The sequence below is a fragment of the Bacillus sp. Marseille-Q3570 genome (genome assembly GCF_946151055.1).
Classification (GTDB): Bacteria; Bacillota; Bacilli; order Bacillales; family Fictibacillaceae; genus Pseudalkalibacillus.
This window is the reverse complement of sequence record NZ_CAMGYZ010000001.1, coordinates 113,067-125,698: the sequence shown is the minus strand read 5'-3', so window position 1 is coordinate 125,698 and position 12,632 is coordinate 113,067. Positions and strand designations below refer to the sequence as shown.

General features: G+C 41.3%; 14 protein-coding genes and 2 riboswitches. All 14 genes read left to right on the top strand.

Annotated elements, in window-relative coordinates:
• Positions 1-6 precede the first annotated feature (6 nt).
• The 14 genes from N8M93_RS00630 (at position 7) to N8M93_RS00565 (ending at position 12,623) form a co-directional block, all read left to right on the top strand.
• On the top strand, positions 7-417 hold the full coding sequence (locus N8M93_RS00630) for a DUF948 domain-containing protein (RefSeq protein ID WP_261129035.1): 411 nt from the start codon (positions 7-9) through the stop codon (positions 415-417).
• Between the two features lies 1 nt (position 418).
• Positions 419-862 carry a DUF948 domain-containing protein gene (locus N8M93_RS00625; RefSeq protein ID WP_261129034.1) on the top strand — a complete coding sequence of 148 codons (444 nt, stop codon included), beginning with the start codon at positions 419-421 and terminating at the stop codon, positions 860-862.
• Positions 862-1,143: a hypothetical protein gene (locus N8M93_RS00620; protein ID WP_261129033.1), complete on the top strand. Its 282-nt coding sequence runs from the start codon at positions 862-864 to the stop codon at positions 1,141-1,143. The genes N8M93_RS00625 and N8M93_RS00620 overlap by 1 nt, the downstream gene beginning before the upstream one ends.
• 496 nt (positions 1,144-1,639) lie before the next feature.
• Positions 1,640-2,332, top strand: a complete 693-nt coding sequence (locus tag N8M93_RS00615; protein WP_261129032.1) for a hypothetical protein — start codon at positions 1,640-1,642, stop codon at positions 2,330-2,332.
• A gap of 287 nt (positions 2,333-2,619) precedes the next feature.
• On the top strand, positions 2,620-3,441 hold the full coding sequence (gene pheA / locus N8M93_RS00610) for a prephenate dehydratase (RefSeq protein ID WP_261129031.1): 822 nt from the start codon (positions 2,620-2,622) through the stop codon (positions 3,439-3,441).
• Positions 3,442-3,452: 11 nt separating this feature from the next.
• Positions 3,453-4,100, top strand: a complete 648-nt coding sequence (locus N8M93_RS00605; protein WP_261129030.1) for a Type 1 glutamine amidotransferase-like domain-containing protein — start codon at positions 3,453-3,455, stop codon at positions 4,098-4,100.
• A 123-nt stretch (positions 4,101-4,223) separates the two neighbouring features.
• Positions 4,224-4,934 (top strand): GDSL-type esterase/lipase family protein, encoded by a 711-nt coding sequence (locus N8M93_RS00600; RefSeq protein WP_261129028.1) that lies wholly within the window; start codon positions 4,224-4,226, stop codon positions 4,932-4,934.
• Positions 4,935-5,197: 263 nt separating this feature from the next.
• Positions 5,198-5,390: riboswitch (Lysine riboswitch) on the top strand.
• A 152-nt stretch (positions 5,391-5,542) separates the two neighbouring features.
• Positions 5,543-6,778, top strand: coding sequence for an aspartate kinase (locus N8M93_RS00595; protein ID WP_261129027.1), 1,236 nt, complete (start codon positions 5,543-5,545; stop codon positions 6,776-6,778).
• Between the two features lie 116 nt (positions 6,779-6,894).
• Positions 6,895-7,000: riboswitch (SAM riboswitch) on the top strand.
• Between the two features lie 166 nt (positions 7,001-7,166).
• On the top strand, positions 7,167-7,883 hold the full coding sequence (locus N8M93_RS00590; RefSeq protein ID WP_261129026.1) for a phosphoadenylyl-sulfate reductase: 717 nt from the start codon (positions 7,167-7,169) through the stop codon (positions 7,881-7,883).
• Positions 7,884-7,896: 13 nt separating this feature from the next.
• Entirely contained in the window at positions 7,897-8,970 is a 1,074-nt protein-coding gene (locus N8M93_RS00585) for an inorganic phosphate transporter (protein ID WP_261129024.1), read from the top strand.
• A 1-nt stretch (position 8,971) separates the two neighbouring features.
• Complete coding sequence (gene sat, locus N8M93_RS00580) at positions 8,972-10,120, top strand: sulfate adenylyltransferase (protein ID WP_261129022.1); 1,149 nt, start codon at positions 8,972-8,974, stop codon at positions 10,118-10,120.
• Positions 10,121-10,141: 21 nt separating this feature from the next.
• Positions 10,142-10,738 carry an adenylyl-sulfate kinase gene (gene cysC, locus N8M93_RS00575; RefSeq protein ID WP_261129020.1) on the top strand — a complete coding sequence of 199 codons (597 nt, stop codon included), beginning with the start codon at positions 10,142-10,144 and terminating at the stop codon, positions 10,736-10,738.
• 16 nt (positions 10,739-10,754) lie between these two features.
• Complete coding sequence (locus N8M93_RS00570) at positions 10,755-12,383, top strand: nitrite/sulfite reductase (RefSeq protein ID WP_261129019.1); 1,629 nt, start codon at positions 10,755-10,757, stop codon at positions 12,381-12,383.
• 15 nt (positions 12,384-12,398) lie between these two features.
• Entirely contained in the window at positions 12,399-12,623 is a 225-nt protein-coding gene (locus N8M93_RS00565; RefSeq protein WP_261129018.1) for a DUF3906 family protein, read from the top strand.
• The last annotated feature ends 9 nt before the right edge of the window (positions 12,624-12,632 follow it).

The window sequence follows — 12,632 nt, the reverse complement described above, 5'->3', positions numbered from 1 at the left end:
TGATAGGTGTTTGTTTATATCGGGATTTTGTTGATCGCTGTGTCATTTGCTGTGATTGTATTTTATTTGGTACGAATACTTAACAGTGTCACCAGTGCTGTTAATAGCTTAGAGCATTCAGTAGATCAATTGGAAGGACAAATGGAAAAAATAACAGGAGGTTCAAAACATCTTGTTAAGGAAACAGGTCATATCGTCGAGGACATTCATCACAAGCTTCATTCAACATCTGGATTAATACAAACATTACAGCATGTAGGTGGACTCCTTGATTATACGAACCGAACGATAAATCGCTCTGCTGACCATTTTTCTTCTCATGCGAATGGACAATCCAAACAAATTGTCAAACTTGTCAAATGGGGTAATGCAGCGTTTCGAATTTATAAAGAAAAAAATAAAAGAAAAGAGGGATGATATGGATTTAGTAGGAATTGGCGTTTTGATCATTGGCCTGGCATTTGTAGTATTGACCATTTTTCTTGCACGTGTACTAAATAATCTAGCGGCTGTTATAAAAGGTGTAGATCAAACTGTCGAACAATTACCTTCTCATTTGAACATGATCACGAAACAAACAGGAGATCTTATCTATAAAAGCAATGACACGCTAGCGGATGTAAATGAAAAACTGAAAGCATTAAGTCCTTTGTTTTATATAGTCGGCGATATTGGAGAAACATCTAGAAAGTTATCATCATCACTTGTGGATGCCACCAGTACAGTAAAGAAAAACACCTCCGAAGGAAAGGATATTGTCCATAAACGTGACTTGGGCGGAATATATGGTGCGCTTGCACTGGGATATTATTGGAATCAGAAACGTAAGGCGAAAAAATCTTTAAAAGAGGAGCAAATCTAATGGAAAATATTAAAAACAAGTCAGGTAACAAAAAGTTATTGGGAATCATCGGTTCTTGTTTCGTTACAGGTTTTGTCGGTGGAATCAGTTACGCCATAAATAAAGAGAGCAAGCGTAAAGGAATTTCCATACCAACACTTTCTAAAGAAAAGTATGATCATAAGAAAGAGAACTTATATACCCATGGAAGAAACCAATATATCAGTATTAAAAAGGCGGCGGATGATGTCAGCAAAGATGCATCAATGAATGCCAAAAAGGAAGTCGCAGCTACAAAATAAGGACTAAATTAGGACTGTAAACAGCAGTCCTATTTTTTATGCTTCCTAAGTGATTACTGTTGAACAATAGACGTGGTAATGGGTATTAATGGTAGGAGGTAGGAATTAATAATCAGAGGTAAGGGTCTATTTCTAGAGTGTCAGACACTTAGAAATAGACCCTTACGATCTGGGCTACAGTGAATGCATATCATCAAAAACGATTGAAAGTCCTATCGGTTATTGTTTTTGGTTTACTAAATGTATGTTTATCATTTATTATTTGTCCACAAATAAAAATCAGCAGGGTATAAGTAGTAGTATGAAAACATGAATAAAACCTCGCTATACCTAAGACGTTTTCAAAGATAGAAGGCGTCTTTTATTTTTATTCAAATAGTATCAAAAGATAACAAATTCTATTTTTTTATTTGTTTTTTAAGAGGAACTTTGTCTCGATATCTCGAAATAAGTTAAGACATTACATATTCTGTCTGAGCATACAAGGAGGTCCAAATTGAGAAAAATATTGCCAGCATCCATTCTTTCTTATACCCAGTATGGTTATTTAAAGGTTGCCAAGTCACTTAAAAGCCATTGTCCGAAGTGTGGGAAAACCGGGAATTTTACTTTGAAGGCAAATTATTATCAGGTAAAGAAAACTGGATTGTTCGCAGAAGGGCTTTGTGCCGAATGTAAGAAACCATCCGTGTTTGTCATCATGCTGGATGAACGTTCAGACCAAACCATCCAAGAAGCTGAAATTTATATCTATGATCCAATGGCTTCACAAGGTCGTCTGGATCAAATCCAGGGAAACAAGAACATTCCTAAAGATCTTATCAGATCCTATACTTCTGCCCTGAATGTCAGTCAATCGAAAGACAATTCTGCAACTGCAGTCATGTCGAAGCGAGTGATTGAAAGTGTTCTCAAAAACTATCTGGGGGAGAAAACGAAAGAACAATCCCTTTCCCAGCAATTCGAGCAATTACCGAAGCATGTCGATTTATCTAAACCAATCCAATCACTGAGCCATTTGGTTCATCCAGATCGTCCTTTTTACGAAATGCTTGAACTAGAAAGGGAAATCGATGATGAGACAGCAGTCTTGTTGATGGAACTACTGGAAGGACTTATCGAATATCTCTTTGTCCTTCCTGAGAAGATCGAATCTGTACATACTGAAATCGAGCAAAAGCTTAAATAAGAATTGACGTGAAAGGTCCCGTTTATCAATTGGGGACCTTTTTTTACACTTAAAGAAAGTATGGAAACTTTCTTCAGTATAAGCGCAACTAAAGCTCAGCCTGCGCCAATGGCTTGGCTTTGCCAAGTTTTCTTTAATGGTCAAGAGCTGTTAATGATCTGCTTTTCGATTGCCCGAAGCGGGAGTAAATTTTGTAAACAACAAAATGGATGTTGGTTATAGTTGATTTACATTTGAATTTAGGCTAGAGTATAGGAATTAATCATCATTATTGAAGGAGTCGCATAATGAAAGTCGCCTATTTAGGACCTAAAGGAACCTTTTCAGAGGAAGCTGCTGTTCGATATTTTTCATCTAACCAAATGGATGGGCTGATGTGTGAATCCATTTTAGATGTCTTAGATGCTATTCGGAATAAGGAAGTTGAAAAAGGAATCGTCCCAATTGAAAATTCAATTGAAGGAACCATCAATATTACAATAGATGGCTTGTTGATGAATAACCTCTTCATCGAAGGGGAAGTCATCCTGCCTGTTGCTTTACATTTGCTTGGAGTGAAAGGGACGGATCTCAATAAGATTCAAGAGGTCTGGTCGATTCCCCCTGCTTTAGCGCAATGTCGTGATTATATTCAGTCTTTAGGGGCATCCAGCCGGCATTTCAACAGTACCGCTGCTGCAGCAAAAGCTGTCCGCGATGAAGCGAAGGTGGAGTTCGGAGCCATTGCCTCAGAATGGTCAGCAACAGCTTTCGGGTTGGAGTTAGTGAAAGAGAACATTCAAGATTTCACTGAAAATCATACCCGTTTTGTCGTTGTTTCGAACCCTCCTGAGGAGATTGCCCACTCAGAAAAAGCGATGCTGGTCATCACTCCATTCGAAGAACGACCAGGGGTGTTGGTCACGATATTGAATGTTTTTGCATCGTTATCGATCAATCTCTCTTGGATTGAATCACGCCCAACCAAAAAGAAGTTAGGTACTTATCGCTTTTTTGTCGAAACACAAAAGGGAATAGATGATCAGGATATGGACAAAGCGATGACGATCCTGGAAACCTACGGACACCATGTTCAAATCCTTGGAAGTTATAATACGACAAAACTTTAGAGGGGACTTTTATGGGAGGATTATTCCTTTCTGGAGGCGGAAATGCCGAACAGACACGTGAGATAAATGAATATTTCATCCAAAAGATTGATTCTGGGAAACCGCTTCTTTATATCCCCCTTGCAGGTGATCCCGAGTTCAGAACTTATGATCGTTGTCTGGATTATGTGAAAAGTATGTTCAATCCACTAGGAGCGAGTGAAATAAAGATGTGGACTGATCTCAGAGAGAAAACCTTTGATGATGTCATGCAATTTTCAGCTGTATATATAAGTGGTGGAGACCCTATGCGTATATTGAAAAAGTTCAAAGAAACAGCATTTGATGAGGTATTGACCCATTATCATGAAGCTGGAGGAACTATATACGGTCAAAGTGCAGGTGCCAACATTCTAGGGAAAAAAATCACAGTCATGGATGATATGGAAAACGGTAACCTTCATGCTTTGAATCTTATTAATGGGCATTCGGTATGGTGTCACTATCAAGAAAAAAGTGATCTGAAACTCTACGAATATGTGGATGGCTTTGACACTCACATCATTGCAATACCAGAAGGCACCGCCGTTTATGCAACCCCTCAAAAATTATCGGTGCTCGGTTCAAATGAAGCTTATTTTTTTGAAAACGAAAATAAAGCGCTTTTGGAAAAGATATAGGAAGATAATTTATTTTTGCATAAAAGCATGTATTCAAATATATCGTCTTAAACAGCTTCTCCTATGTAGCAGTAGGTTTAATCCCTATAGTAAAAGGGAAGGGTTAACCTTTAGGAGGAGCCTATGAAAAAAATATTAATATATACCATTAGCATTATATTATTCCTATCAGCAATCGCAGGAATTATTGCTATGAATCAGAAGCAAGAAGCCAAAACAAAGAAAAGCACAAATTTGGTAGCATTAGGGGATTCCCTTACCTATGGTGTTGGTGATGATATGGGTAGCGGATATGTCGATGATCTTCAAACACTGCTTTCAGACCATCATGATGGTGCAGTTACTGTCCAGAATTATGGAATACCCAACCAACAAACTGATGGGCTGCTTTATCAGCTTCAGCATACAGATGTTAAAGACAATTTAGACGACGCGGACTATTTCATCGTTTTTATTGGTACGAATGATGTCATCAAAAGTAACGGCAACAATCTCCTGCCTATTTATGAAGAACGGTTGAAAGCAGGAAAAGCCGATTATGAAAAAAATGTAATAGATATCATGACGATTATTCGGGAGGAAAATCCGGACGCACCTATTTTATTTCTCGGCCTTTATAATCCATATCCTTCATCTGCAAAAATAGAGCAAGTGATTGAAGAATGGAATGTTACAAGCCAGGAGCTCGTCAGTCATTATCCTCGTGTGAAATTCATATCGACGAACGAGCTATTCCAGGAAAAGTCCACCGAGTATTTCAGTGATTCCCTGCATCCCAATAAAAAAGGGTATAAATTGATCACGAAGAAAATCGTCGAAGAATATGATTTCTAAAAGGGTTGTCCAAAAGGGCAGCCTCTTGTTTTGTAAATTCTTTTTATGACGTTCAAACACCTGAAATCTAATCAAGACCACTGTTTTTAGTTCTAGAATACTATGTAGTTGATGTTCAGCACTATAAAAGAGCATTTTTTATAAAGATACAGAACATCTTCTCCAACGAATTTCCCATTTTGAAAAAAAGCTTGTTTCATTGTCGTGTTTCTGATAGAATAACAAACAATTAAATTTAAAGGCCACACTTCATGCAAGTTTGAAGTGATGGTAGAGGCGCGAAGACCATTAGTATTTTGCATGAAGAGGTTGGGCTCTAAGGAGTGCAAAAGGAAAGGGGAATTCGCCGAAGCTGGATTGTCATCTCAACGAACATCCGGCTGGACCTGTATTGAATAAGTACAGGGCTGTCATACGACCATGCTCCCTGCTGGCGTATGGAGGACTATCTCACGTAAAGGGAATAAGTGTGGCAGACGTTTGAGGATCGACTCTCAAGTCTGACGATTTGTTTTATTTCAACCATTTAAACAATGGTTGCGGATGAACGTCCGTCACACTTCTATTGAGTCGATCTTTTTATTTCACAACATGAAAGGAATGGAATCATGGCATTAATCGTACAAAAATATGGTGGAACATCTGTAGGATCGATCGAACGAATTCAAAATGTGGCTGGTCGTGTCATTGATACTTACAATCAGGGAAAAGACGTAGTCGTAGTTGTTTCAGCAATGGGAAAAAGTACGGATCATCTTATTCAAATGGCAAATGACATTTCTGATAATCCCTCAAAAAGAGAGCTTGATATGCTCGTATCGACAGGAGAACAAGTTTCAATGTCGTTGTTGGCAATGGCTTTACAACAGAAAGGGTATCAATCTGTCTCACTTACTGGGTGGCAAGCTGGTATCAAAACGGAAGCTGCACATGGGAATGCAAGGATTTTAGACATCAACAATAAGCGAATCAATGGACACCTGGCAGAAGGAAACATTGTCATCGTCGCTGGATTCCAGGGTTTGACTGATGAAGAGGAAATCGCGACGCTCGGCCGTGGTGGATCTGATACGACAGCTGTAGCACTAGCCGCTTCTTTAAAAGCGGAAAAGTGCGAGATCTATACGGATGTCACAGGGGTATATACGACCGATCCAAGAGTTGTTAAAGGAGCCAGGAAGTTGGAATCGATCTCCTATGATGAAATGCTTGAAATGGCTAACCTTGGCGCAGGAGTATTACACCCACGGTCTGTCGAATTCGCTAAAAATTACAACGTTAAGCTAGAGGTCCGTTCAAGTATTGAAAAAGAAACCGGCACCATGATAGAGGAGGAAGTTTCAATGGAAGGCAATCTTACAGTGCGAGGAATTGCGTTTGAGAGTAATGTAACAAAAGTGACCGTTCATGGGTTACAAGACGATATCCATACTTTAGCAAAATTGTTCACGATTCTTTCAGATCAAAAAATCAATGTAGACATCATCATCCAGAACACCAACGGCAAAGAAGCGACGGATATCTCTTTTTCATTGGATTCAGAGGTGCTCAATCAGGCGTTGGAAGTATTGAGTGAATATCAGCCAGAGTTGAATTATGACCATATTACGTATGAAGGTGACCTTGCGAAAGTTTCAATCGTAGGTTCAGGGATGATTTCCAATCCAGGCGTTGCTGCAAAAATGTTTAACGTAATATCTTCTGATGGGATCAAAATCAAGATGGTCAGTACATCCGAGATCAAGGTCTCTACGATCGTGTCTAGCACCGCAATGATTTCTGCAGTGGAATGCTTGCATGAAGCATTTGAACTTGAAGAAAGAAAAACAGTCGAAGTCTCATAACCGTTCTGTCCAGTACTTTACAGGGATTTAGAGCTCTAACAGCAAAAATAATCAAAACATTTAAAAAAGGTTGTTGACTTTCCTTATTGGAATAGTTAGAATAATAATCAAATTAAATCTTATCCAGAGTGACGGAGGGACCTGGCCCAATGATGTCCGGCAACCTGCATGATGCAAGGTGCTAAATCCAGCAAAATGGATTCCCATTTTGGTAGATAAGGTGAAACGTTATTAGCCTGAAAGTCTTCCAATTTGGAAGGCTTTTTTACATGTAAAGATTTGAAGAAACGAAAAGGCTGCTGACTAGACAAACTAGAGGCGACTTTAACCTTTGACCAGGTTAGAGTTGCCTCTTTCTTTTTCACAGAAGAGATAGGAGGGATTGAAATTGGCACAATTATTATCGTATGAAACATGGTCTGACAACAACCTGGAGATCTCAATCGATAATGAAACCAAAGGGGCTTTAAACGTTCTAGAGTGGGCTTATGACTTGTATGAAGAGGATATCATCTATGCGTGCAGTTTTGGTGCTGAAGGTATCGTATTGATTGATTTGATTTCGAAGGTGAATCCTGAGGCGAAAATCGTTTTCCTTGATACACGACTTCACTTCACAGAAACCTATGATTTGATTGATAGGGTGAAAGCTCGTTATCCCAAATTACAAATTGATCTGAAAAAACCTGAACTGACAGTGGAAGAACAAGCTGAAGAATATGGAGACAGCCTCTGGGAACGAGATCCGAACCGATGCTGCCATATTCGCAAGATTGTTCCACTTACACAAGCATTGTCCGGCCACAAGGCCTGGATATCGGGGCTTAGAAGAGAGCAATCACCTACGAGAAGAAAGACGGAATTCATCAATAAAGATGAAAAGTTCCAAGCTATCAAAGTTTGTCCATTGATTCACTGGTCCTGGAAAGATGTCTGGCGATACATTCATACCTATGACCTCCCTTACAACGTCCTGCATGACCAGGGTTATCCAAGCATCGGCTGTGAGAAATGCACCTTGCCGACGGAGGATGGAGCAGATTTACGGGCGGGGCGATGGACGAATTTGAAAAAGACTGAATGTGGTCTTCATCCATCCGGATGAGGAGGAATCTTAGATGATAGTGATCGCGTTTATCGTCGCCTTCTTTTTCGCCATGAATATGGGAGCAAGTGGGGCTGCTGCCTCCATGGGTGTTTCTTACGGGTCAGGTGCGATCAATAGGAAAATCATTGCATTGGCCTTATGTGGTACAGGTGTTTTTCTAGGAGCGGTCATTGGTGGAGGTGAGGTCGTAAAAACGATCGGTTCAGGAATTGTACCTTCTGAGCTTATCACGATTCAAACGGCCGTCATCATTCTTGGGGCAGCAACCATATCACTGGCAATTGCAAATCTTATCGGGATTCCGTTATCAACAAGTGAAGTAACTGTCGGATCAGTTGTCGGAGTAGGCTTAGCTTACCAATCGCTGTATGTGGAATCCCTAATGACCGTGGTGATGTTCTGGATCCTGATTCCAATCATCGCTTTCCTGTTTGCGTTGGTGATGGGGAAGTTGATCCAAATCATTCAAGAAAGATATGGTGCTTTCCTTGAGGGGAGATGGAAGAAGTGTTTAACCGTATTGTTGATCCTCATGGGTTTTCTTGAAGCCTTTTCAGCAGGGATGAACAATGTTGCCAATGCGATTGGCCCATTGGTCGGAGCTGGATTGCTCTCAATCTCACATGGAACATTGCTAGGAGGTGCATTCATCGCATTAGGAGCCATCTTCTTTGGAGGGAAGGTGTTGGAGACCAATGGGAAACGTATTACCAAATTCTCACTTCTAGAAGGAAGTGCGATATCAGGTACAGGTGCCGGATTGGTCATCATAGCATCCGTTTTCGGCATTCCCGTCCCGCTGACCCAAATCACAACTTCTGCCATCATCGGGATCGGAACTGGACAGAATGGATTTTCGTTCCTGCAAAAGAACATCATTTTGCAAATGGTCAAAGTTTGGGTCGTCTCCCCAGTCTTTTCACTTGTGATTGCCTACGGGATGGTCAAGGTCCTATTAGATAGTGATTTTTACACAATCAGTGTGATCGGAAGTGTTTTCATCGCAACAGTCGGTTCACTGAGTCTGATCAAAACGATCAAAGCAGAAAAACGTACCATACATGAACAAGGAGGAGGAATTTAGTATGAGCACAAGCATTCCACATGGAGGGAAATTGATCAATCAAATCGATCTCGCCTTTGATTACGAGTCTCTGGAAAAAGAAATTGAATTGGATGGTACAGCCTTGAGCGATCTTGAACTGATCGCAATCGGGGCGTATAGTCCACTCGAAGGTTTTCTTGGAGAAAAAGACTATGAAAGTGTCGTCAATAATTTGAGACTTGAAAATGGTCTGCCTTGGAGTATTCCGATTACACTACCTGTCAGTGAGGAAAAAGCAGCAGAATTACAAGTCGGAGAGCGGATCAAGCTCGTGAAAGATGGAACTGTATATGGGGTGATCGAAGTCAATGAAAAGTACGTTCCCGATAAGCTACGGGAGGCTGTACACGTATACAAGACGGCAGAAACTGCTCATCCTGGTGTTAAAAAACTACTTGAGCGGCCCAATGTATACATAGGTGGCCCGATCCATCTCGTCAGACGCCCAGTCAAAGATCGATTCTCCAATTATTATCTTGACCCGAAACAAACGCGGGAACAGTTTGAAAACCTAGGATGGGAAACTGTCGTCGGTTTCCAAACAAGGAATCCTGTGCATCGTGCACATGAATATATTCAAAAATCCGCTCTTGAAACGGTAGATGGTCTGTTTCTGAACCCGCTTGTCGGGGAAACAAAAGCGGACGATATTCCAGCGGATGTGAGATTGGAAAGTTACGAGGTCCTGCTTGAAAATTACTATCCAGGTGATCGAGTGTTTTTAGCAGTATTCCCTGCAGCCATGCGGTATGCCGGTCCGAGAGAAGCAATTTTCCATGCACTGGTCCGCAAGAATTTCGGCTGTACACATTTCATCGTCGGCAGGGACCATGCGGGTGTCGGTGACTATTACGGCACCTATGATGCCCAAAAGATATTCAGTCATTTCACAAAATCAGAATTAGGAATTGAAACATTGTTTTTCGAGCACAGCTTTTACTGTGAAAAATGCGAAAACATGGCTTCGACGAAAACTTGCCCGCACGACAAAGAACATCATGTCGTGTTGTCAGGGACGAAGGTGAGGGAGCTTCTAAGAAATGGATCGACCCCACCGAGTACATTCAGCCGCCCAGAAGTGGCTGAAGTCTTGATCAAAGGGTTACAACGAGAACCGATAACAACATGATCAACAGAAGGAGTGAAATATATGGCAATTCAAGACATTACATGGCATGAAACGGCTGTTTCAAAACATGATCGCCGGCGGTTGAATAAACAAACTAGCAGTATTATCTGGTTTACAGGATTATCAGGGTCAGGCAAGTCGACGCTTGCAAACGCGGTAGATTGGAAACTTCATGGAAAAGGCTTACGAAGTTACGTGTTGGACGGAGACAACATCCGCCACGGCTTGAACAGTGGACTCGGATTTTCAGTAGAAGATAGGCAGGAGAATATCCGTCGGATTGGAGAAGTTGCAAAACTGTTTGTCGATAGTGGGCAATTTGCTATCACAGCCTTCATATCACCTTTCCAGGCTGATCGAGATCGAGTTCGGGAAATGGTCGAAGCTGATGAATTCATAGAAGTCTATGTGAAATGTCCATTGGACGAATGTGAAACCAGGGATCCAAAAGGACTTTATGAGAAGGCAAGGAAAGGGGAGATACCTGAGTTCACAGGTGTAAGTTCACCATATGAGGAACCAGAAGCTCCTGAACTGGTCATTGAAACAAACCGCTATTCTGTGGAAGAATGTGCCGATCAGGTAATCGGCTATTTGAAAGAAAAGAACTTATTTTAAAGAGGAGGATGCTCGAATGGCATACGAAAAGTTCTGGGCAGACAATGAAAAGCTGAATAAGACAGAATTGAAGAAGCTTGAGAAAGACGGTCTGGAAATTTTTGAAGATATTCCGTATTACGCCGAAAATGGTTTCGAATCGATCCCGAAGGAGGAGTGGGATTCATTCAAATGGGCAGGATTGTACTTGCAACGCCCTAAACAAGACGGCTATTTCATGATGCGGATCAATGTTCCGTCTGGAGTCTTGAATTATGAACAAGCAGAAACGCTGGCATCAATCTGTAAGGATTACGGTCGAGGGGTCTTCGATGTAACGACGCGGCAGGCAATCCAGTTCCACTGGCTCCAAATCGAGAACATTCCGGATATTTTCAACCGGCTTACAAAGGTAGGTTTATCATCTGCAGGTGCTTGCGGTGATATCACACGTAATATTGTCGGGAATCCTCTCGCCGGCATTGATCCGAATGAGTTGTTCGATACAGAACCGATTGTGAGAGAGGTTTATGAGTATTTTCAGCACAACAAGGACTTTTCGAACCTTCCGCGTAAATACAAAGTCTCGATCAGTACGAATGTCCACAATGCCTCGAATGCTGAAATCAATTGCTTGTCATTTACCCCGGCTGTAAAAGACATCGATGGGGAAGAAGTGAAAGGGTTTCATGTGAAAGTCGGCGGTGGTCTGGCAGCAAGACCATACCTCGCAGAAACGTTGGATGTCTTCATTCGACCTGAAAACGTGAAAGAGACTGCAATTGCGATTACGAAGATCTTCAGAGATTACGGGTACAGGGAAAAGCGTCATCGTGCTCGATTGAAGTTCCTCGTAGCTGACTGGGGACCTGAAGAATTCAAGGAAAAATTAATAGAATTAACGGGCCATTTGCCTTCAAAAGGTGAAGATGTCCAAAAAGATTGGAATGCCGGCTACTTCTACGGTGTGCATAAACAAATACAGGACGGGCTGAATTATATCGGTTTCAACGTTCCGGTCGGCCGGTTGGACGCAGATGAAGTATTGGAGATCGCAAAAATTTCTAAACAATACGGCAATGGGGAGATCCGGACTTGCAACTCTCAAAATATCATCATTCCGAACATTCCGGATGAGAAAGTAGATGCGCTTTTACAAGAAAAGATATTTGAAAGGATCACGATCGAGCCGAAGCGTTTCATCGCGTATTCTGTATCATGCACAGGTATTGAATTTTGCAACCTGGCATTAGTGGAAACAAAAGAGCGGATGCGCCGGATTGCAGAATATTTGGATGAACAGATCAGGGTAGATGTCCCTTTGAGGCTTCATATGGTCGGGTGCCCGAATTCATGCGGGCAACGTCAGATTGCTGATATCGGATTACAAGGCATCAAAATGAAATCGAAGGAAAAAGGAATGATTGAAGCGTTTGAAATCTATGTCGGCGGCACTTTGAATCATGGCGGAAAGTTCAATGAGAAACTGAAAGGTAAGATTGACGGCGAACACCTTCCTGCGGTCCTTAATGAATTTATCACCTATTTTAAGAAGGAGAAATTACCAGGTGAATCCTTCTATGATTTTGTAGGGCGTCAAGGTATCGAGCCGCTTCAAGAAGAATTGGACCAGATTCTAGGAAATGTGACAGCGAATGTTTCATGATAGGAGCGATGTAGAATGGACTTATATAGATTCGAAGTGACGACGGATACAGATGTCATTCCAGTAATCATTGCAGCGGAGAATGACGAGGCGGCTTTCCGTCTTGTAGAAGTAGAGCTTGAAAAGTATTTTTTGAGATTACCAGAAGTGGATGATATTTCACTATATGAGAAGAAGAAAATACGAAAGGGAAACGGATTTGTCCTGCATGAGCAAGAAACGATTTTGAGAGGCAGTTGACCATGTGAA

What these genes read in the sequence shown, in the direction of transcription:
- pheA (WP_261129031.1), top strand. Translation starts at nt 2,620, where the DNA reads ATGAAAGTCGCCTATTTAGGACCTAAAGGAACCTTTTCAGAGGAAGCT.
- N8M93_RS00600 (WP_261129028.1), top strand. Translation starts at nt 4,224, where the DNA reads ATGAAAAAAATATTAATATATACCATTAGCATTATATTATTCCTATCA.
- N8M93_RS00625 (WP_261129034.1), top strand. Translation starts at nt 419, where the DNA reads ATGGATTTAGTAGGAATTGGCGTTTTGATCATTGGCCTGGCATTTGTA.
- N8M93_RS00595 (WP_261129027.1), top strand. Translation starts at nt 5,543, where the DNA reads ATGGCATTAATCGTACAAAAATATGGTGGAACATCTGTAGGATCGATC.
- N8M93_RS00620 (WP_261129033.1), top strand. Translation starts at nt 862, where the DNA reads ATGGAAAATATTAAAAACAAGTCAGGTAACAAAAAGTTATTGGGAATC.
- N8M93_RS00585 (WP_261129024.1), top strand. Translation starts at nt 7,897, where the DNA reads ATGATAGTGATCGCGTTTATCGTCGCCTTCTTTTTCGCCATGAATATG.
- cysC (WP_261129020.1), top strand. Translation starts at nt 10,142, where the DNA reads ATGGCAATTCAAGACATTACATGGCATGAAACGGCTGTTTCAAAACAT.
- sat (WP_261129022.1), top strand. Translation starts at nt 8,972, where the DNA reads ATGAGCACAAGCATTCCACATGGAGGGAAATTGATCAATCAAATCGAT.
- N8M93_RS00570 (WP_261129019.1), top strand. Translation starts at nt 10,755, where the DNA reads ATGGCATACGAAAAGTTCTGGGCAGACAATGAAAAGCTGAATAAGACA.
- N8M93_RS00565 (WP_261129018.1), top strand. Translation starts at nt 12,399, where the DNA reads ATGGACTTATATAGATTCGAAGTGACGACGGATACAGATGTCATTCCA.
- N8M93_RS00605 (WP_261129030.1), top strand. Translation starts at nt 3,453, where the DNA reads ATGGGAGGATTATTCCTTTCTGGAGGCGGAAATGCCGAACAGACACGT.